General features: G+C 62.6%; 18 protein-coding genes. 8 read left to right on the forward strand and 10 right to left on the reverse strand.

Features of this window, described 5'->3' with window-relative positions; all coding sequences use genetic code 11:
* Positions 1–319: 319 nt before the first annotated feature.
* Both HKK54_RS32380 and HKK54_RS32385 read right to left on the reverse strand, forming a co-directional pair.
* Complete coding sequence (locus HKK54_RS32380; RefSeq protein WP_010167046.1) at positions 320–1,186, reverse strand: Dyp-type peroxidase; 867 nt, start codon at positions 1,184–1,186, stop codon at positions 320–322.
* A 28-nt stretch (positions 1,187–1,214) separates the two neighbouring features.
* A complete protein-coding gene (locus tag HKK54_RS32385; protein WP_010167044.1) occupies positions 1,215–1,442 on the reverse strand; it encodes a hypothetical protein in 228 nt (75 codons plus the stop codon).
* A gap of 191 nt (positions 1,443–1,633) precedes the next feature.
* On the opposite strand from HKK54_RS32385, the gene HKK54_RS32390 reads away from it, so the two are divergent.
* Together HKK54_RS32390 and HKK54_RS32395 are read left to right on the forward strand one after the other, a co-directional pair.
* Positions 1,634–3,259 carry an NADP-dependent glyceraldehyde-3-phosphate dehydrogenase gene (locus HKK54_RS32390; protein ID WP_169389116.1) on the forward strand — a complete coding sequence of 542 codons (1,626 nt, stop codon included), beginning with the start codon at positions 1,634–1,636 and terminating at the stop codon, positions 3,257–3,259.
* A gap of 164 nt (positions 3,260–3,423) precedes the next feature.
* A complete protein-coding gene (locus HKK54_RS32395; protein ID WP_169389408.1) occupies positions 3,424–4,485 on the forward strand; it encodes an FUSC family protein in 1,062 nt (353 codons plus the stop codon).
* On the opposite strand, the gene HKK54_RS32400 is transcribed toward HKK54_RS32395, so the two are convergent.
* A complete protein-coding gene (locus HKK54_RS32400) occupies positions 4,486–5,349 on the reverse strand; it encodes a LysR family transcriptional regulator (protein ID WP_169389117.1) in 864 nt (287 codons plus the stop codon). It abuts the gene before it with no gap.
* A 105-nt stretch (positions 5,350–5,454) separates the two neighbouring features.
* On the opposite strand from HKK54_RS32400, the gene HKK54_RS32405 reads away from it, so the two are divergent.
* A complete protein-coding gene (locus tag HKK54_RS32405) occupies positions 5,455–6,300 on the forward strand; it encodes an alpha/beta fold hydrolase (RefSeq protein ID WP_169389118.1) in 846 nt (281 codons plus the stop codon).
* 231 nt (positions 6,301–6,531) lie between these two features.
* Here the strand turns inward: HKK54_RS32405 and HKK54_RS32410 are convergent, their stop codons facing one another.
* On the reverse strand, positions 6,532–7,284 hold the full coding sequence (locus tag HKK54_RS32410; RefSeq protein WP_003211721.1) for a TetR/AcrR family transcriptional regulator: 753 nt from the start codon (positions 7,282–7,284) through the stop codon (positions 6,532–6,534).
* A 363-nt stretch (positions 7,285–7,647) separates the two neighbouring features.
* Between HKK54_RS32410 and HKK54_RS32415 the strand changes: the two genes are divergently transcribed.
* The 4 genes from HKK54_RS32415 to HKK54_RS32430 are packed head-to-tail and all read left to right on the forward strand — an operon-like array spanning position 7,648 to position 12,280.
* Positions 7,648–8,355, forward strand: coding sequence for an ABC transporter ATP-binding protein (locus HKK54_RS32415; RefSeq protein ID WP_029615767.1), 708 nt, complete (start codon positions 7,648–7,650; stop codon positions 8,353–8,355).
* Positions 8,352–9,551 carry an ABC transporter permease gene (locus tag HKK54_RS32420; RefSeq protein WP_169389119.1) on the forward strand — a complete coding sequence of 400 codons (1,200 nt, stop codon included), beginning with the start codon at positions 8,352–8,354 and terminating at the stop codon, positions 9,549–9,551. The genes HKK54_RS32415 and HKK54_RS32420 overlap by 4 nt, the downstream gene beginning before the upstream one ends.
* Entirely contained in the window at positions 9,544–11,025 is a 1,482-nt protein-coding gene (locus HKK54_RS32425; protein ID WP_010167030.1) for a TolC family protein, read from the forward strand. The genes HKK54_RS32420 and HKK54_RS32425 overlap by 8 nt, the downstream gene beginning before the upstream one ends.
* On the forward strand, positions 11,015–12,280 hold the full coding sequence (locus HKK54_RS32430) for an efflux RND transporter periplasmic adaptor subunit (RefSeq protein ID WP_010167028.1): 1,266 nt from the start codon (positions 11,015–11,017) through the stop codon (positions 12,278–12,280). Before HKK54_RS32425 ends, HKK54_RS32430 begins: the two co-directional genes overlap by 11 nt.
* Positions 12,281–12,384: 104 nt before the next feature.
* Here the strand turns inward: HKK54_RS32430 and HKK54_RS32435 are convergent, their stop codons facing one another.
* From HKK54_RS32435 to HKK54_RS32460, 6 genes are all read right to left on the reverse strand, one after another.
* Positions 12,385–13,803 (reverse strand): FAD/NAD(P)-binding protein, encoded by a 1,419-nt coding sequence (locus tag HKK54_RS32435; protein WP_169389120.1) that lies wholly within the window; start codon positions 13,801–13,803, stop codon positions 12,385–12,387.
* Positions 13,804–13,917: 114 nt separating this feature from the next.
* A complete protein-coding gene (locus HKK54_RS32440; RefSeq protein ID WP_169389121.1) occupies positions 13,918–14,505 on the reverse strand; it encodes a hypothetical protein in 588 nt (195 codons plus the stop codon).
* A gap of 120 nt (positions 14,506–14,625) precedes the next feature.
* A complete protein-coding gene (locus tag HKK54_RS32445; RefSeq protein ID WP_169389122.1) occupies positions 14,626–16,005 on the reverse strand; it encodes an LLM class flavin-dependent oxidoreductase in 1,380 nt (459 codons plus the stop codon).
* Positions 16,005–16,331, reverse strand: coding sequence for an acyl-CoA dehydrogenase (locus HKK54_RS32450; protein WP_169389123.1), 327 nt, complete (start codon positions 16,329–16,331; stop codon positions 16,005–16,007). Before HKK54_RS32450 ends, HKK54_RS32445 begins: the two co-directional genes overlap by 1 nt.
* A gap of 12 nt (positions 16,332–16,343) precedes the next feature.
* Positions 16,344–17,540 carry an SfnB family sulfur acquisition oxidoreductase gene (locus tag HKK54_RS32455; RefSeq protein ID WP_169389124.1) on the reverse strand — a complete coding sequence of 399 codons (1,197 nt, stop codon included), beginning with the start codon at positions 17,538–17,540 and terminating at the stop codon, positions 16,344–16,346.
* A gap of 154 nt (positions 17,541–17,694) precedes the next feature.
* Entirely contained in the window at positions 17,695–18,258 is a 564-nt protein-coding gene (locus HKK54_RS32460) for a helix-turn-helix domain-containing protein (protein ID WP_010167016.1), read from the reverse strand.
* Between the two features lie 92 nt (positions 18,259–18,350).
* On the opposite strand from HKK54_RS32460, the gene HKK54_RS32465 reads away from it, so the two are divergent.
* Positions 18,351–19,271 carry a DMT family transporter gene (locus tag HKK54_RS32465; RefSeq protein WP_010167014.1) on the forward strand — a complete coding sequence of 307 codons (921 nt, stop codon included), beginning with the start codon at positions 18,351–18,353 and terminating at the stop codon, positions 19,269–19,271.
* Positions 19,272–19,321: the final 50 nt, after the last annotated feature.

The raw sequence follows: 19,321 nt of genomic DNA on the forward strand, positions 1-19,321 counted from the left end.
CACTCAAGCCGGCCTGTAGGCCGCTGTGCTCTTGCTCTTGCTTTTGATCTTGATCTGGCTCTGACTGCCCCAATAAGCCCGAGGCCGAACGTAGGTATTGAGGAGCGGGTAAACCGGCAGGACGCCGGTTTAGCCGCGCTGGGCCAAGGATGGCCCATCGCGGCGGCCCGCGGAGCAATGCCGGAGTGAGGGAACACCGAGCCTAGGCGAGGTGCCGACAGGCGGGGCAGAGCCCTTTGCTTACTTTGGGGCTCTTCCAAAGTGAGTCGCTGTAAGAGCGAAACCATAAGCCGCCGTTACCTAAATAACGGATATGTACTCACCCTGAAAAAACCAAACTCAAATCCAACCGCCCTTCAAGCACCGGCGGACACCAGTAGTACCCCCCAGTCAACGGCGTGCTGATGCGATACAACCCATCAACAATCCCATCCTCCAGCCCACTCATCCGCCGCAACTGCGCTTCAAACGCATCAAACGAATGCCCAAACGCCAGGAACATCAACCCCGCCTGCCCATTCTCGGCCCAAGGCATCGACCGACGCACCACAAACGCCTCAGGGGTAAAACTCTCCTGAGCCGTACGCTTGGTGTGCGCCGACTCCGGCGCATCCTCCAGCTCCTCGTTATCACCATGGCGGCGACCGATGATGTGATCCCGCTCCAGGGCCGGCAAGGCCGCAAACCCATCCAGGTCATGCTGCCACTGCTGGATCGCCGCAAAGCTCGCCCCACCCTCCGCCACCGCCGCCTCAACCGCCGCATCGTCATGGGGATTCTCAGTGCCATCTTCATAATCGGTCAGGTCAAACCCGGTCTTGTAGCGAAAACCCTCGGTCATCTGAACCAAGGCAAACCCCGGCGCCAGGGCCTTCTCAAACGCGCGGCTGCGCAACAGCAACTCACCGCGATCCACACCATGCAGCCAGACCCACAACGCCTGCTGGGTCGACGGATTCTCCGCCCCCGGCCCGCTCACGTGAGGGAACGCCCGCAACCCGTCAACCCGGGCGCCAAGGGCATTGACCAGCGGCTCACCGAAACCGACCACTGCATTCGCGTCTGCCAACTGCACCAGCGCATCCAGTGCGGCAGGTACAGCCTCCAGGGACTCAATGGCAAAAAACAGATGGCGTGCCTGCAACGGCACCGGTGCGGCAAGAATGCCCGGCTGGTACTGACTCATGTGAACTCCTTCAAGAAAGCCGCGCAGTTTAACCGGCCAGTGCCGGGTTGTGCTCAAGGTTTTCCAGGGTTCGCGGGTCGAGGTTCAGTTGCGCCTTGAGTTGCGCCCAGCCTTTGGGCGTGACCAGCACCGCGCGGGAGTTTTTCGAGCGGCGCAGCCAGTCGGCCTCGCACAGAGCATTCAGCAGGTGTACGCCCAACGGCCCGGCCAGGTGATGAGTGCGCTCGGTCCAGTCCAGGCACTGTTGCGCCGCCACTGGTGAGCCTGGGCAGCCTGGTCGCCGGCCGACTGGTCAGGGTTTGGGGCAGTGAACGCCTGATCGGTGTGGCGCTGTTCGGCGGCCTGTTGGCGGGCCATATCTGGACGTAATGCGTCTAGCCCTTGCCACACGGGCGGTTGATGGGTGAATCTCTAGTCACGTTTTGCAACCACTCCAGGGGTAGCGACATGACCACCGACAACCTGCTCGCCCAGCTGTTTCCCACTGCCGCCGAGATTCCCGAGCAATTCCGCCTCGCAGCGCCCATTGAACAACGTGATTACCTGGTAGGCGGCCAGTTGCATGTGTGGCACGGCCCCTTGGCCGAGGTACGCAGCCCGGTGCAATTGCGCGGCGCCGACGGTGACACGCCGGTGATCATCGGCAGCACCCCGCTGCTGGACGCCGACACGGCCCTGACGGCCCTCGACGCCGCCGTGGCCGCTTACGACCGTGGCCAGGGCGCCTGGCCGACCATGCGCGTAGTGGATCGCATCCAGCACGTCGAGGCCTTTTTGCGGCGCATGCGTGAACAGCGCGACGCGGTGGTGAAGCTGTTGATGTGGGAGATCGGCAAGAACCTCAAGGACTCGCAGAAAGAATTCGACCGCACCTGCGACTACATCACCGACACCATCAACGCCCTCAAGGAACTCGATCGCCGCTCCAGCCGCTTCGAGCTGGAACAGGACACCCTCGGGCAAATCCGCCGCGTACCGCTGGGCGTGGCGCTGTGCATGGGCCCTTACAACTACCCGCTGAACGAGACCTTCACCACGCTGATCCCGGCGCTGATCATGGGCAACACCGTGGTATTCAAGCCGGCCAAGCTCGGCGTATTGCTGATTCGCCCGTTGCTGGAGGCATTTCGCGACAGCTTCCCCGCCGGCGTGATCAACGTGATCTACGGCAGCGGCCGCGAGACCGTCAGCGCGCTGATGGCCAGCGGCAAGATCGATATCTTTGCGTTTATCGGCACCAACAAGGCCGCCAGCGATTTGAAGAAGCTGCACCCAAAACCGCACCGTCTACGTGCGGCGCTGGGCCTGGACGCGAAGAACCCCGGGATCGTGCTGCCACAGGTCGACCTGGACAATGCGGTCAGCGAAGCGGTGACCGGCTCCCTGTCGTTCAACGGCCAGCGTTGTACCGCACTGAAGATCCTGTTTGTGCACGAGGATGTGGTCGACAGTTTTATCGAGAAATTCAACCACAAGCTGGCCACCCTCAAGCCCGGCATGCCGTGGGAAGACGGTGTGTCTCTGACGCCGCTGCCCGAGCAAGGCAAGGTCGACTACCTCGCCGGCCTGGTGACCGACGCGCTGGCTCACGGCGCCAAGGTGGTGAACGAGAATGGCGGCGCCAGCCGTGGCTCGTTCTTCTACCCGGCGGTGCTGTACCCGGTGAACCCGCAGATGCGCGTGTACCACGAGGAGCAATTCGGTCCGGTGGTACCGATCGTGCCTTACCGCGACCTGGAGACGGTGATCGATTACGTGCTGGAATCGGACTTCGGCCAACAACTGAGCATCTTCGGCACCAGCCCGGGTGAAGTCGGACGGCTGGTGGACGCGTTCGCCAACCAGGTGGGCCGGATCAATATCAACGCCCAGTGCCAGCGCGGGCCGGACAGCTTCCCGTTCAACGGGCGCAAGAACTCGGCCGAGGGCACGCTGTCGGTACATGACGCGTTGCGGGTGTTTTCGATCCGTACCCTGGTGGCGACCAAGTTCCAGGCGAGCAACAAGGAACTGGTGAGCGACATTTTGCAGGAGCGTACGTCGAGCTTTTTGACCACTGACTATATTTTCTAAACCCTGAAATAGGTCGCCGAACGCCTGTGGGAGCTGGCTTGCCTGCGATGACGGACTCACCTCCAACAGTGATGTTGGCTATGACACCGCTATCGCAGGCAAGCCAGCTCCCACCCTGAGTCGACGGCGCCTGTTCGACCGAGGCCACCTTGAGACCGTTTTCATTGCACTTGCCCCTGTTCGCCCGCCGCTTGCTGCGTCCGCTATTGGACCCGTACCGGCGCTACCGTCATGCCAAGTTGATCCACGCGGTACGCGTTTCCATTGGGTTGCTCGCCACCATTCTGCTCACCACCGGCATCAACCTGCCCCACGGTGAGTGGGCCTCGGTGACGATGCTGATCGTGATCGGCGGTTTGCAGCACCACGGCAATATCGGCAAGAAAGCCGTCGAACGCGCCTACGGTACGTTGATCGGGGCCAGCGTCGGCTTGCTGCTGGTAGTGCAGGAGACGTACCTAGGCCAGCCGCTGTTGACCTATTTGCTGATGTCGGTGGTGTGCGGGTTCTTTTCCTATCACGCCATCGGCAAGGGCGGGTACATCGCACTGCTGTCGGCGATCACCGTGTTTATCGTCGCCGGCCATGGTGACAACCCGCTGTCGGATGGGTTGTGGCGCACGGTGGACATCCTGATCGGCATCGTCCTGGCCCTGGCGTTTTCCTTCGCCCTGCCGCTGTATGCGGTGTATTCCTGGCGCTACAACCTGGCCAGTGCCTTGCGCGATTGCGCGGCGATTTACAGCCGGATCATCAGCGGCCAGTCGGTGACCGATGATGAACACCTCAAGCTGCTCAATCGGCTTAACGCCGCCATGCTGCAACTGCGTTCGCTGATGCCGTCGGTGTCCAAGGAAGTGCGGATTTCCATGACCGAGCTGGACATCATCCAGCGGCACCTGCGCATGTGCATCAGCACCCTGGAGATCCTCGGCAACACCCGGCCCGACCCACGGGACAAGGAGGCTCTGGCACGGATGCAGGTGGCGTTGAAGAGCGAGCATCGACAGATACGGGTGCAGTTGATCGGCATGGCGCGAGCCTTGAAGTCAGGGGTGACCGAACGGTTGGAGCGGCCGAGCAATACGACGCCCCACGAGCAGACCTTTGAAGTGCCGGTGGTCAACGCGCTGGACGGTTACCGTTTGTTGACCCTGCAACTGGCCGCCAACATTGATGACATGCGCCAGCGCCTGGCCAAGACTGCCAGCCACTGGAAAATCTGATCAGCCCCGGTGCAGCGCCTGTACCAACAGCTGCTGCAAGGCCTTTAGCCGGGGCTCGGGGCTGTCCTCGGCGAAGCGCAATACATTGGCCACTTCGGGCAGCGGCATCTGCTGCTCGAAGGGGCGATATACCTCCACCCGTTTGTCGAGGTGGTCGCTGCTGAGCAGGCCAACGCCCAGCCCGGCAGCGATGGCCGAGACCACACCCTCCACCGAACCGCACTCCACCGTCACCTGCCAGGGAATGCCCAAGGCACTCAGGCGTTCCTGGGCCAGTTGCCGGTAAAAACAGCCCGGCCCGAATGTGATCAGCCGCACGCAATCATCCGGTGCGTGTTGCCAGCCGGGCTGGGTGCACCAGTGCACGTTCTCGCTCCACAACAACTGGTCACGCGCTTCGACGCGGTGGGTGAAATCCTGGTGCAGCGCCAGGTCCAGCTCACGGTCCACCAGGGCCTGGCGCAGTACGTGACTCTGTTCCACCACGATCCGCACATCCAGCTGGCGATGCTGTCGGGAGAACTGGCCCAGCAGGTTCGACAGCTCGGCCATCGGCACCTGCTCGGTGGCGCCCAGGCGGATGGTGCCGTGCAGTTGCACCGGGTTGAAATGCGCCAGTGCGGCGTCGTGGGCCTCAAGGATGCGCCGTGCGTGGATCAGCAATTGCGCGCCATCGTCGCTGGCCACCAGGCGCTGGCCGTCGCGCTGGATCAACGGTCGCTCCAGCTGTTTCTCCAGGCGCTTGATCTTCCAGCTGACCGCCGACTGGCTGAGGTTAAGGCGCTCGGCCGCCCGGGTGACACTCCCGGTTTCCACTACGGTTTGCAGGGCCCGCAGCACATCGATGGGCAGTCGCTGGTTCATGATCGAGACCTATGACAAAAACTGGATTAGCAGAGAGTAAGTTGTCATTGGTGTCATGGCCAGGGGCGCTTTAGGGTGAAGCCTTCATCACCGCGAGGATTTGCCATGACTGCCCTGCTGAACGAAGTCGCCTTGATCAACGGTTGGCGCATTGCCACAGGCCGGCATGGCGATGGGCTGCCGGTGCTGTTGCTGCACGGCACACCCGCCCACTCCATCATCTGGCGTAATGTGGTGCCGCGCCTGACGGCCGCCGGAATGCAGGTGCACCTGTTTGACCTGTTGGGTTTTGGCGCTTCGGAGCGCCCGCACCACGCGGACACTTCCGTCGCGGCGCAAAGCCAGCTGATCGGTGAATTACTCGACCACTGGGAGCTTGAGGGCGTGCACCTGGTCGGCCATGACATTGGTGGCGTCATCGCGTTGCTGTTTGCCCTGGAGCATCCACAACGGGTGCGTTCGTTGACGATCGCCGACGCGCCCAGCTATGACTCGTGGCCATCGCCCACCTGGCGCGGGATTCACCAGCGGTTCAGCGACCATGCGCGCATGGCACCTGACGAACACCGGGCACTGATGATCCGCCAACTGGCCATGGCCGTGTACGACAAACGCGTGATGCAAGGTGAGTTGCTGGAGGCGTACTTGGCGCCGATCAGCGGCGTGGTCGGCCAGCCGGCGTTCTACCAGCATCAGGTGGCGCATTATGATTCACGGTACACCGCCGATTTTGCCGAGCGCCTGCCGGGCATGGCGTTGCCAGTGCAAATTCTGTGGGGCGCCGAAGATGAATGGCAGCCGCTGGAGTATGCGCACCGCCTGCAAAGCGACATTCCTGGGGCGGTGCTGCAGGTGCTGGATAACGCGGGACATTTTCTGATGGAGGACACGCCGGCACGGGTGAGCGAGTACCTTGTGGAGTTTATCGGCCGGGCTGAGCGTCTACGCTGATGGCCATTTGACGGGATCATACAAGTCAATAACTTCACACTTTCTCTTACATATTTTTCACGTTTTATTCACATCCGGCCCCGTAGTGTGAAGCCTCATCCGTTACAAATGCTGCACTTAAAAACCCGCCGCCCCAGCGGGTTTTTTTTGCCTGGGATTTGAGTTTTTACAAGGTTGTTTGATCGGCCGGGTCGAGGCTAACCGGCTCGTTACGAGTCGGCCTTGCAGGGTTCAGCGAGCCACCTTGTTGACAGGCGACGCCGCTTGCTCACGGATGGCACGCTGAGTATCCAGCACCCGCGCCAGGGCCGTTTCGGCTTCCGGGCTTTGCTGTGGCACGCGAATCGCCGCGGACACCAGGGTAATCAGCTTGGCCATCACCTCGGCATCTGTCGCCGGCCGTCCCAGGCTCATGGAGTTCATCAGCAAGCGCAGCTCGGTGCCGGCCATCACCCCGGAAATCGCCTTGAGGGCAAATTGCAGGCGCACCCCCAATTCGTTGCGCGGCAGGTCTGGCAGGGCCAGGGCGAACGCTTCGAAGAAACGCTGGAACACCGGCTGGTAATGCACCTTGAGGTATTCCTGGATAAACGGTGAGGTGTCGCTGTAGACCCGCCCCAGGAAACGGATGAATGAACGCCCTTCCCCACTCGCCGGGTCGCTGCGCTCCAGGCCCATGGCCGGGGCGAACAGCACGCCGAGCAAGGTGTCGCAGTCCAGCGGGCCGTCGGATTCGGCTTCGCACCGCGCGAGCAGTTCCAGGCGCTGCTCGTTGAGCGGCTCCAAGCGCTGCATCAGCAGGGTTTTCATCAGGGAATCCTTGTCCCCGAAGTGATAATTCACCGCAGCGAGATTGACCTGTGCCCTCTCGGTTATCTGCCGCAACAAAACGGCGTCATAGCCGTATTTGATGAAAAGAGCCTCTGTCGCATCCAGCAATCGGGTCTTGGTAACGTTTGGAGCGCTGAGTTTCTTCGCGACCATAGGGATTGGGGTTCCACTGCGGAAATATTGTTTTAAAAATTAATTTGATTTTTTATACCGGGGCCGCTGCCCGAAAGCAAGTAGTGACACTGCGCCATACTATTCAAAGCCAGCAGCGACGGGCTCGTTGAGGGTAGCTGATGGATTTTTCCGGCGCCTGAAACGCCCCTTTAAAGAATCGTTTCAAAGGGTAAAACCGCTCTATATCCATGGCTGGCGGAACGGCTGGATCGCGGTTAGTATTCAAACAATATTTTAAAAACAAGAAATAAAACCAGTCCGTGACGTGTGCCAGGCAGCTCCTGAACTTGTTACAAGGATTTTCAGGGAAAGCACGGTACTGTCGAGACTGCAGGCGTAGTCATGATGACAGATACCCCCGCGCACCCAGGCTTTATCTCCCTGCAAGGCATCGGCAAAAGCTATCAGCTGGCCGGTCAACACCTGTCGATTCTCAATGATGTATGCCTGGCCATCGAAACCGGTGACAGCTGCGGCATTCTCGGCGCGTCCGGTTCCGGCAAAAGTACCCTGCTCAATATTCTCGGCCTGCTCGACCTGCCCGACTGCGGCCACTACCGGTTTGCCGGCCATGACGTCTTCAGCGCCAGCCCCGATCAGCTGGCGGCGATCCGCAATCAACAAATCGGTTTCGTTTTTCAAAGCTTCAACCTGCTGCCGCGCCTCAGTGCCCTGGACAACGTCGCCCTGCCTCTGAGCTACCGTGGTGTGTCGCGGCATGCCTCGGTGGAACAGGCCCTGCGCATGCTCGACCAGGTGGGCCTGGCCGAGCGCGCCCACCATCGCCCGGCCGACCTGTCGGGCGGCCAGCGCCAACGGGTCGCCATCGCCCGCGCCCTGGTGGGCAACCCCTCGGTGATCCTCGCCGACGAGCCCACCGGCAACCTCGACAGCAGCACCGCCCAGGAGATCATGGACCTGCTGCTGGCGCTCAATCGCGAGCAGCAGGTGACGCTGATTATCGTCACCCACGACCCGCACATTGCCGAGCGCCTGAACCGCAAGATCCTGGTGCGCAATGGTGTGGTGCAAGAGGCCGGGCGCCTATGAGCCTGCGGGTCGAACAAAGCCTGAGCCAATTGCTGCACGAGGCGTTTGTCAGCCTGCGCACCCTGGGCAAGCGCTCGATCCTGGCCCTTTTAGGCATCGTCATCGGCAGCTCTTCGGTGGTGGCGCTGATCAATATCGGGCACAACGCCGCCGAAGACGCGGCGATGATATTCAAGGACATGGGCACCGACACCCTGGTGGCGCAGTTCCCGCCCAAGGGCACCAGCATTGCCCCCATGCCTGCCAGCCTGGACCTGGAAGCGGTGCGCCGCAGCGTGCCCGGCATCGCCCATATTGGCGCGATTTCGATGTTCAGCGGTCCGGTGGTGTTCCATGGCCGCACCTTCAATGCGAGCTTCGTCGGCAGTACGCCAGACCTCAAGGACGCCATGCGCCTGTCGGTGCGCGACGGGCGTTTCCTGTCGAACTTCGACGGGGGCGAAACCTACGCGGTCGTCGGCGAACAGGTGGTCCAGGCCTTGAGTGCCCCCGGCGACCCGCTGCAACTGGGCGACCGGGTGCGCATCAACGACTACCTCTATCTGGTGGTGGGCATTCTTCACAACCAGCCCCGGGCAATGCTGATCCCCGTACAGGCCAACGAATCGCTGTTCGTGCCCGCCCCGGGCATGCGCCGGATCTACTTCAGCCCGCAAATCGGCAATGTGATTATCCGCGCCACTCCCGGCCAGGACATGGACCGTGTCGCCCGGGACGCCGCCGCGGCGCTGCAAAACCAGATCACCGACCACGATGTCGACATTCAGGTGCCCCAGCAAATGATCGATGGCATGACCCGGCAGAGCCGCACCTTCGCTTACCTGCTGCTGGCCCTGGGTGCGATTTCCCTGGTGGGCGGCGGCGTCGGCGTGATGAACGTGATGCTGATGAACGTCTCGGAGCGACGCCGGGAAATCGGGATTCGCATGGCCCTCGGTGCGCGCCAGCGGGACATTCGCAACCTGTTCCTGCTGGAGGCCGTCACCCTGACCGCTGTCGGTGCCTTATGCGGCGCGGTGCTGGGCATGACCGCCGCCTATCTGTATGCCTGGCTGTCCGGCTGGCAGTTTTCCCTGGCGGTCGCCGCACTGCCCCTCGGGGTGGGCAGCACGTTGCTGGTAGGGCTGTTTTTCGGGATCTATCCGGCAGTGTCGGCCTCACGGCTGCAGCCGGTGGAGGCCCTGCGCGATGAATAAACGGCTGCTGTTATCGCTGGCCCTGGTGAGCCTGCACAGCATGGCCGCCGATGTGGTGATTCGCCCCTCGGCGCCCAGCACCACTCGCAGTGGTTATGAACGCAGCGTGTCGCTGAATGCCCAGTCCACCACCCTGACCCTGGGTGACGCGGTGTACCTGGGCCTGCGCAACAACCCGGCGATTCGCAGCGCGTACCTGCAACGGGTGGCGCAGAAATTCGACCTGCGGGTGGCCGAAGACACCTTCAACCCCAAGCTGACCCTGAACAGCTATTACCGCGCGACCAAAGGCACCGACGACAGCGCCCGCAACGCCAACCTGGCGCCCAACGCCACCTTGCTCGGCGAGTACGGCACGCGGCTGAGCATGAACTGGACCCAGCAACTGAACAACGCCGACCGCGCCGGACGCTTCCGCAGCGACGGCCTCGACCTGTCGGTGATCCAGCCCCTGATGCGCGGTGCCGGCTGGGACGCCACCACCGCCCCGCTGCGCCTGTCACGCCTGTCGGAACAGGCCAACCGCCTGAACCTCAAGGCCAATGTGGCGCAGACCATCAGCAACATCATCACCACCTACCGCGAATTGCTGCGGGCCCAGGAACAGTTGAGCATCGTGCAGGATGCGCTCAAGCGCTCCGACACCTTGCTGGAAGTGAACAAGGCGCTGATCAGTGCCGGGCGCATGGCCGAATTCGAGATTGTGCAGACTGAAGCCGATATCGCCACCCAGCAACTGGGGGTGGAAGAAGCCCAGAACCAACTGGACACCAGCCGCCTGGCCCTGCTGCGCCTGCTGGCCCTCGACCTGTCGACGCCGATCCGCGCGACCGAGGCCCTTGAAGCCAAGCGCATGGACATCGACAAGCACCAGGCTTTCGTCCTGGCGCAGAACCAGCAACCGGGATACCTCGCCACCCTGCTCGGCAGCCAGCAGGCCGACCTCAACCTGGTGATCGCCAAGGACTCCGGGCGCTGGCAGGTGGACCTGGTGGCCGGCGCGAACCAGATCCGGGCCGCCACCAACGACGATAACGGCTACAACAGCAACCGGCGCTGGGACAGCTACGCCGGCGTGCAGGTGCAGATTCCCATCGGCGATATCAGCACCCGCCAGGCCGAGGTGCATGCGCGGGTCGACGTGGAAAACCAGGAAATCATCATTGCCGACGCCCGCCAGCAACTGGAGCGCGACGTCAACGATGTGGTACGCGACCTGGGCACCCGTTGGCGTCAGTATGAAATCTCGCAGCGGGCGGTGGAGCTGTCCAGGCGCAAAATCGAAATCGAACGGGAAAAACTCAGCGCCGGGCGCTCCACCAACTTCCAGGTATTGAGTTTCGAAAACGACCTGCGCAACGCCGAGAACTCACGGCTCAATGCGTTGATTGCCTATTTGAACGCCCAGACTCAGTTCGACCTGACCCTGGGCATGACGCTGGAAAGTTGGGAAATCGCCCTCAATGACTACTAATAAAAAGCGCCTGCTGGGTGCCGTGTTGATTGTGCTGGTGGCCGGTGTCGGCATCACGCTGCTCAGCCGCCAAAGCCCGGCCGCGAACCCGCCCGGCAATGCCGAGCAATGGCTGGCGGTGAAAGTCGACCCACTGGTGCACCAGATCGGCCTGGTGGGCAAGATCGAACCCGATACCACCATCACCCTCACGGCGCCCTTCGACGGCAATGTGCAGGCCAACCTGGTGGAACAGGGCCAGCGGGTCGAGGCCGGCCAGGTGCTGCTGCGCATGGACCCGGCCACCCTCGAAGTGCAACTGCGCGACGCCCTCTCCGCGCAGCTCAAGGCCCGGCGCACCGTTCAGGAAATGCAGGACTGGGACAGCGGCCAACAAGTCGGCCGTGCCCGCCGCAGCCTGCGCACCGCCGAAATGACCGCCAGCAACACCCAGCGCAAACTCACCGAAAGTGAAAACCTGTTCAAGCGCGGCATCATTCCGCGCAACGAACTCGACGACCTGAAACAGCAGACCGCCCAGCAACAACTCGACCTGGTGGCCGCCCGCGGCGAACTGCAACAGGCGATCGAACAAGGCAAAGGCGAATACCGGCAGATCGCCGATATGGAGCTGACCAATGCCACGGTGAAATATGACGCCCTGCACACCCTGCTCGATGGCAAGGAGGTCAAGGCACCGTTCTCCGGCATCGTGGTGCCGGCGCCGGGCAGTAACTCGTCAGGCCCGGGCGGTGGCAACAACAATGCGCCGGTCCAGGCCGGGAGCAAGGTCAGCCAGGGCCAGGTGCTGTTTGGGCTGGCGAATATCGAGAAGCTGAAAATCGTCACCAAGGTGTCGGAGCTGGACATCAACCAGTTGCACCAAGGGCAGGCGGTGGAGGTGCTGGGTGACGGGTTTGACGGCGAGCGGCTGACGGGTTCGGTCAGTGTGGTCAGTGGCTTGGCGATTGCCAGCGACAGCCAGGGCAGCGCGCAGTTTCCGGTCACCCTGTCGATCCCCAAGCTGACCCCGCAACAGCTGCAACGGGTGCGGCTGGGGATGAGTGCGCGGTTGACCATTGTGACCTACAACAATGACCAGGCGATTGTGGTACCGGCCCAGGCGATCAGTCGCGGGGACGGGGTAATGACGGTGGAATATCGGGCAGCGATGGATAAACCGGTGGAGCGGGTCACGGTAACGACCGGGCAGTCGACGGCGCAGGGGGTTGAAGTGTTCGGGTTGAAACCGGGGTTTGTGAAGGTCGGGCCATGAACCCCGACCGGTAGGAGCTGGCTTGCCTGCGATAGCAATCTGTCAGTTGATAAGGATGGACCTGACCCACCCCTACCACAGGCAAGCCAGCTCCCACATTAGATTTAGAGGTGCGCCAACCTGGCGGCCAACGCCTTGGCCTGAATCGCCACGTCCGTGACCGCGGTACTTTCCCACCACATCCCGCGCAGCGGCGGGCCCATCGCAAACAGCCGCTGGCTGACCTGCCCGTGGGCATCCAGCACCGCCCCCGAGACATCCGCCGCAATCCCCAGCGCCAACGGCCCGGGTTGAATCAACCCACGCTTGAGCAACTGCCGGGGCAACGGCCGGGCCACGCGCCGCCAGTCGTATTCAATCCCGCTGGAGTTGATCAGCGCCGCCCCTGAGACCTGCACCACGTTCTGTTCACCACGACGACGCAGGCGAATCGTGACATCACCGTCTGAAGGCACCAGCCCCTTGTACGATGCCGCCTGAATCCGCAACCGCCCTTCCCCGTGCAACCGCGCCACCAACTCGGCACTCAAGGGCGGCGAGCGGTGGTGATGGCTTTCCCACCAGGGCCGAACATGACGTACGAACTGGCGCTTCTCGCCCTCGCTGGCCTGGCTCCACAAACGCCCGATGTGGGCACGCACGGTGTCCAGCGGGGCTTGCCAGTCAATCCCCTGGTCCAGCGCAAGCCGGCATTGGCGCCGCACTTCCCGCAGCAATTGCCGGGGGCTGCGCAGGCTGTGGTCTTCGCCCAGGAAGTCAACCCAGGCCGGCGGCTGCCGGCGCACATGGGGCAACAGGCCGTGACGCGAAAAAATCTCGATGGGCCCACGGTGACCGGCCTGTTCCAGGGACACCACGGCGTCCACCATGGTCAGCCCGGAACCGATGATCAACACGGTGGATTGCGGGTCCAGTTGGGTCATGGCCTGCACGTCCCACGGGTCGACTGCGGCCGCGTTCAAGCCGCTGGATTCGGTCTGGGGCGTGCGTGCCGCCGGGAACATGCCGGTGGCCAATACCGCAACGGCACCGCGCAGTTGCTGGCCGTCACTCAAGGTCAGCAACGTGGCGTGTTCGTCCACCTCAAGGTCTGTCACCTCGGCGCGGACATGCTCGACGGTCGACGCCGACCGCGCCTTGGCTTCTGCCAGCCGTTGTTGCGCGTACAAGCCAAAAATCCCGCGGGGTGGAAACAGTTCGCTGATGGGCACGTGTTGCTGGTCTGACTCCGGCCAGCCGCCGTCGGCGATGTAGGCGGTGAGCCACTGGGTCAGGTCATCGGCGTTGTCCGGGTCGACGCTCATGCGTGCGGCGTTGCCGTTCAAGGTGTGGCCCAACTCCACCGCGCTGTAGGCCTCGCCGCGCCCCAGTTCCTGGCGCGGTTCGATCACCAGGATCTGCCGCTTGCCCGGCAGGCGCAGCAACTGCACCGCGAGCATCGTCCCGCTCAGGCCGCCGCCGACAATCAGCACATCAGCGTTGCGAATGGCGCTCGTCGCCTGTCCGCGTTCGGTTTCACTCATGAAATTGCGCCCTTACTGTCTGCCTGAATGGTTGTGGTAAAAATCGCCCCGTGCAGTATCCAGCACATCGACCCGGGGCGCCTAGCTTGGCCCGCATAGCTCAGCCCGTGTAGCTCAGCCCGACTGCGGGAACCCCAGGCTCTGACCGCTGTTCAGCCATTGCGCCAGCACCGCCGCCAGGCCGCCTTGCCCGTGGGTGCTCTCCTCGCTCCACAATTCGGTCTTGCCGGAAGGCTGCCACCAGCGGCAGAGCCGTTGTGACGTGTCCACGGGGTCGACCCGTTGCACAACGCCCACCGGCTGCAACCCCTGGATATAAGCGTGGGTAGGCCGAATGCGCCACAGCTGTTGCTGCAAGGCGGCGGGTTCCAGGTCGTCAGCCAAGGTCAGGATTTGCCCACCGATGAGCTGGGCAGCCAGGGCCAGCAGCAACAAATGAGGCTCGAAAGCCCCGCTGAGGGCCAGCCGCGAATCTTCGGTAAAGCCCTGCTGACGCAAACCATCCGCCTGGCGCTCGACATCGCGCAGTGCATCAATCCAGCGCCAGGCGTACCACTGGCCGTCACGCTTGTGGCGCAGGGCACTGTGCAACGGCGTCACCTGCGCCCAGTGGTGCAACTGCAGCAACGCCTTGGGCAACACCGTGACCCGTTCAGCGGGCCATTCCAACTCCAGCGGAAGCTCAAGTTCATGCACGCTCATAGGTAATGCTCCTATTGGTGAAACAAGCATGCGGTGGTCCGCTGGCCGAAGTCGTTGACTTGATGAAGATCACCTGTGGGAGCTGGCAAGCCAGCTCCCACATTGATGTGGTTTCTCCCGTCAGATCGCTGTGGCTTTAAGGTCGCGATAGCTGGCACCCGGGTGGTTGTCCGGCAAACGTGCGCCTTCGCCGAACAATTTCTCCCTCAGCGTGCCCTGGGCATATTCAGTCTTGTACACGCCGCGCTTCTGCAGCTCCGGCACCAGCCAGTCGACCGCGTCGATAAAGGTCTCGTGGGTCAGCGCATAGGCGAGATTGAAGCCATCCACATCGGTCTCTTCCACCCACTCCTGCAACAGGTCGGCCACGGTTTCCGGGCCGCCAACGAACAACGGGCCGAAGCCGCCGATGCCGACCCAGTCCGCCAGTTCATTGGGGGTCCAGACCTTGTTCGGGTCTGCCGTGGAGAACGCTTCCACCGCCGATTGAATGGCGTTGGTGTGCACATGCTTGAGGGGTTCATCGGGCTTGAACTGACTGAAGTCGATACCGGTCCAGCCGGAGATCAGGGCCATCGCGCCTTCGTAGCTGACGTAGGATTTGTACTCCTCGAACTTGGCCTTGGCCTTGGCGTCGGTTTCGCCAACGATCACCGTCTGCAAGTTGAAGATCAGGATTTTCTTCGGATCACGGCCGGCTTCTGCCGCACGCCGGCGGATATCGGCGACGGTTTTCTTCAGCAGCACTTTCGAAGGCGCGGCCACGAAAACGCACTCGGCCTGCTCGGCGGCGAACTGTTTGCCCCGGCTGGAGGCACCCGCCTGGTACAGCACGGGCGTGCGTTGTGGCGAAGGCTCGCAGAGGTGAATGCCGGGTACCTGGAAGTGTTTGCCGACGTGGCGGATCTCGTGGATCTTGCTCGGGTCACTGAAAATCCGTCGCTCGCGGTCGCGCAGAACCGCGCCCTCCTCCCAACTGCCTTCCCAGAGTTTGTAGCAAACCTCCAGGTATTCCTCGGCGTAGTCGTAGCGCGCATCGTGTTCGGTCTGCGCTTTCTGGCCGAGGTTCTTCGCGCCGCTTTCCAGGTACGAGGTGACGATGTTCCAGCCCACGCGGCCCTTGGTCAGGTGGTCGAGGGTGGAAAGGCGCCGGGCGAACGGATACGGGTGTTCAAAGGACAGCGAAGCCGTCAGGCCAAAACCCAAATGCTCGGTGACCAGTGCCATGGGCGCGATCAGCGACAACGGGTCGTTGACCGGCACCTGGGCCGCCTGGCGAATCGCCGCGTCGCCGTTGCCGTTATAGACGTCGTAGATGCCCAGCACGTCGGCGATGAACAGGCCGTCGAACTTGCCGCGCTCAAGGATTTTCGCCAGGTCGGTCCAGTATTCCAGGTCCTTGTACTGCCACGAGCGGTCTCGCGGGTGAGCCCACAAACCGGGGGATTGGTGGCCAACGCAGTTCATGTCGAAGGCATTCAAGCGGATTTCACGGGACATCAAAGCACTCCGTTGAGGTGGTAGTTGCCGACAATCTGGTATTTCCAGCGCAACGGGTCATCGAGGGTCGGTGGCAATGCGGTGCGTTGGCCGGTGAGTTCGAATTCGGCATTGCTCGCGGCGATGAGGGCTTCGGCAGCCGCGATCTGCGCTTCGGTAAGGGCCACCGGGCTCGGGTGGGTTTCGGCACGCTCAAACAGAGCGGCCGCGACGTCCACGCGAATCTGCAGATCACCGAAACGGCTGATCACGTAGGGGTCATCACTTTTCTCGACAAAACGCCGGGTGCTTTCCAGCAGTTGGCGCGCCTGATTCAGTGCGGTCATGGACAAAGCTCCTCAGTTCCAGGCATGGCGTGCAGGCTTGACGCCGTTGAGCACAAAGTTGCCGATCAGGTGGTATTTCCAGCGGGCCGGGTCGTGCAGGGTGTGGGTGCGCGCATTGCGCCAGAAGCGGTCGAGGTTGTGCTTGCCGGACACCGAGCGGGTACCGGCCAACTCGAAGAGTTTGCTGCTGGCAAGCAGCGCGGTTTCCGTCGACAGCACTTTGGCTTGGGCGACGACCAGGGAGGCGTTGGCCACCGTGTCTTCATTGGGGTTGGCCAGGGCCTGGTCGACGGCAACGCCTGCCTTGGCGAGGATCGCTTCGGTGCCGTGGACCCGCCATTCCAGATCGCCGATGGCGGCGATGGTGAACGGGTCTTGCCAGCCGTGATCCTGCTGGCTGTCGATCCAGGGCCGGGCCTGGCGTGCAAAGATCTTGGCTTGTTCCAGGGCACCAAGGGCGATGCCGGTGTCGACGGCCGCCTGGATGATTTGCGAAATCGGGCCGTTGGCAGTGGGCTGGTCGAAGGCCTGGTGGGCAGGGATCACCGCACTCAACGGCACCTTCACGCCGTCGAGGGTCACGCCGCCGCTGGCGGTGGTGCGTTGGCCGAAGCCGTCCCAGCTGTCGATCACTTGCAGGCCGGGAGCATCCCGTTCGACAAAGGCGATGAACGCCTGGTCATTTTCGTTAACCCCCACCGCCGGCACGATATGGGCGAACAGCGCGCCAGTGCAGTAGAACTTCTCGCCGTTGATGTACGCGCTGTCGCCGTCGAAGCGCACCTGGGTGTCAAACGTGCCGGCGTTTTTGCTCTTGGCTTCGGAGAAGGCGTTGCCAAAACGGTAGCCCTGCAAGACCTTGGCGAAGTAATGCTGCTTTTGTTCCTCGCTGGCGGTTTGCAGGAGGATGTCCACCACACCCAGGTGGTTCTGCGGGATTTGCCCCAGGGACGGGTCGGCGGCAGAGATCAGCTTGATCACCTCGGCCACCGTCACATAGGAAACCCCGGCGCCGCCGTAGGCCTTGGGAATGGTGATGCCCCACAGGCCGCTGGCGGAGAATTCGTCCAGCTCGGCCACCGGCAGGCGCCGCTCGCGATCGCGTACGCCCGCTTCCACGGCAAAACGCTTGGCCAGCTCGGTGGCAACGGCGATGGCCTCGGCGTCCGAGCGGATGATGTGGGCAGGGTGTTGGGGTTGGGCTGACATGGGCCGACTCCAGGCTCCAGAGAGATACTGGAGTAATTGCAGGAGTCGTGCCTGAATCCAATGACCAACAAAATCAGCGGGTTGCCGGCAATTCAGCGGTATAGCGGGCGGTTCAAAACAGCAAAGTGTCCAACCACTGTTGCGCTGCCAACAGTTAGATCACCACGTTGCGTACAAAGCGCACCGCCACCTCGCCGTCATTGCGATAGGCGTGAAGCTGGCGGCTGGCGAACATCAGGAACTCACCGGTGGCGACGTGTTTTTCCTCGCCATCCAGCACCAGCGTCAGCACACCTTCGAACACAAACAACTGCACGCTCCAGCCCTCGGGGTCCGGTTCGGGCATATACCGATCACCCGGCTCCAGGCGCATCTCCCACAGTTCAACCTCGCGGCGAGCGGTGGCCTTGGCCAGCAGCACGGCCTTGCTGCCGAGGATTTCACCGGCCCAGGCCAGTTCGTTGATGCGGCTGTGATCGGGAGCATCCGGGGCCTGGATCAGGTCGCTGAAGGCTACGTCCAGGGCTTCGGCCACCCGGTCGAGGGTCGACAGGCTGACATTTTTCTCCCCCGCCTCGATCGCCACCAGCATGCGCCGGCTGACGCCGGACTTTTCGGACAAGGCCGTCTGGCTCAACTCAGCCGCATGGCGCAGGCGCCGGACGTTCTGGCTGACGTGTTGCAGGACCGAAGCCCGTTGCGGATTTTCTTTGTGCACTATATTGCTCACAGGGTGGAGTTGCGCAGTATACTGCCCAGCTTGCGGCGCATTGTGCGGTCCGCGCCCCTCCTGTGCAAGACCGAGCCGCCATGACCACCTCCTCGTTGTTTTCCCGTTTCAGCAAAGCCGAATGTGTATTGGTGGTGATCACCATGATTTGGGGTGGCACCTTTTTGCTGGTGCAGCACGCCATGGCCGTGAGCGGCCCGATGTTTTTTGTCGGCCTGCGGTTTGCGGCGGCGGCGCTTATCGTCGGGGCGTTCTCCCTGCGCAGCCTGCGGGGCCTGACCCTGTTTGAGTTGAAGGCCGGGTGCTTTATCGGCGTGGCGATCATGTTCGGCTACGGGTTGCAGACCATTGGCTTGCAGACGATCCTGAGCAGCCAGTCGGCGTTTATTACCGCGTTGTATGTGCCGTTTGTGCCGCTGCTGCAATGGCTGGTGCTGGGACGGCGGCCGGGGTTGATGCCCACCATCGGCATCATGCTGGCGTTTACCGGGTTGATGCTGTTGACCGGCCCGGCGGGCGCCTCGCTGAATTTCAGTCCCGGGGAAATCGCCACGTTGATCGGTGCAGTGGCGATTGCCGCCGAGATCATCATGATCAGCGCCTTTGCCGGGCAGGTGGATGTGCGCCGGGTGACGGTGGTGCAACTGGCCACGGCGTCGGTGCTGTCGTTCCTGATGGTGGTGCCGATGGGCGAGGCGCTGCCGGGGTTTTCCTGGTTGCTGCTGTTCAGCGCGGTGGGCCTGGGGCTGACCAGCGCGGTGATTCAGGTGGCAATGAACTGGGCGCAGAAAAGCGTCTCGCCGACGCGGGCTACCCTGATTTATGCCGGTGAGCCGGTGTGGGCCGGTGTGGTCGGGCGGATTGCCGGCGAGCGCTTCCCGCCGATTGCCATGGTGGGGGCGGCGTTGATTGTGGCGGCGGTGATTGTCAGTGAGATGAAGACGCGGGGGCAGAAGGCTGTCGAGTTGGCAGAAGAGATGGAACAGGAGCGTCAGGGTTAAGGTCTGTGCTTGGGACATCTGAAACAATGCCAAACAGCCTTTTTCAGCCT

Origin of the sequence: Pseudomonas sp. ADAK13, from assembly GCF_012935715.1 — a bacterium.
Taxonomy (GTDB): Bacteria; Pseudomonadota; Gammaproteobacteria; order Pseudomonadales; family Pseudomonadaceae; genus Aquipseudomonas.

What these genes read in the sequence shown, in the direction of transcription:
- HKK54_RS32380 (WP_010167046.1), bottom strand. Translation starts at nt 1,186, where the DNA reads ATGAGTCAGTACCAGCCGGGCATTCTTGCCGCACCGGTGCCGTTGCAG.
- HKK54_RS32390 (WP_169389116.1), top strand. Translation starts at nt 1,634, where the DNA reads ATGACCACCGACAACCTGCTCGCCCAGCTGTTTCCCACTGCCGCCGAG.
- HKK54_RS32400 (WP_169389117.1), bottom strand. Translation starts at nt 5,349, where the DNA reads ATGAACCAGCGACTGCCCATCGATGTGCTGCGGGCCCTGCAAACCGTA.
- HKK54_RS32405 (WP_169389118.1), top strand. Translation starts at nt 5,455, where the DNA reads ATGACTGCCCTGCTGAACGAAGTCGCCTTGATCAACGGTTGGCGCATT.
- HKK54_RS32410 (WP_003211721.1), bottom strand. Translation starts at nt 7,284, where the DNA reads ATGGTCGCGAAGAAACTCAGCGCTCCAAACGTTACCAAGACCCGATTG.
- HKK54_RS32415 (WP_029615767.1), top strand. Translation starts at nt 7,648, where the DNA reads ATGATGACAGATACCCCCGCGCACCCAGGCTTTATCTCCCTGCAAGGC.
- HKK54_RS32420 (WP_169389119.1), top strand. Translation starts at nt 8,352, where the DNA reads ATGAGCCTGCGGGTCGAACAAAGCCTGAGCCAATTGCTGCACGAGGCG.
- HKK54_RS32425 (WP_010167030.1), top strand. Translation starts at nt 9,544, where the DNA reads ATGAATAAACGGCTGCTGTTATCGCTGGCCCTGGTGAGCCTGCACAGC.
- HKK54_RS32430 (WP_010167028.1), top strand. Translation starts at nt 11,015, where the DNA reads ATGACTACTAATAAAAAGCGCCTGCTGGGTGCCGTGTTGATTGTGCTG.
- HKK54_RS32435 (WP_169389120.1), bottom strand. Translation starts at nt 13,803, where the DNA reads ATGAGTGAAACCGAACGCGGACAGGCGACGAGCGCCATTCGCAACGCT.
- HKK54_RS32440 (WP_169389121.1), bottom strand. Translation starts at nt 14,505, where the DNA reads ATGAGCGTGCATGAACTTGAGCTTCCGCTGGAGTTGGAATGGCCCGCT.
- HKK54_RS32445 (WP_169389122.1), bottom strand. Translation starts at nt 16,005, where the DNA reads ATGTCCCGTGAAATCCGCTTGAATGCCTTCGACATGAACTGCGTTGGC.
- HKK54_RS32450 (WP_169389123.1), bottom strand. Translation starts at nt 16,331, where the DNA reads ATGACCGCACTGAATCAGGCGCGCCAACTGCTGGAAAGCACCCGGCGT.
- HKK54_RS32455 (WP_169389124.1), bottom strand. Translation starts at nt 17,540, where the DNA reads ATGTCAGCCCAACCCCAACACCCTGCCCACATCATCCGCTCGGACGCC.
- HKK54_RS32465 (WP_010167014.1), top strand. Translation starts at nt 18,351, where the DNA reads ATGACCACCTCCTCGTTGTTTTCCCGTTTCAGCAAAGCCGAATGTGTA.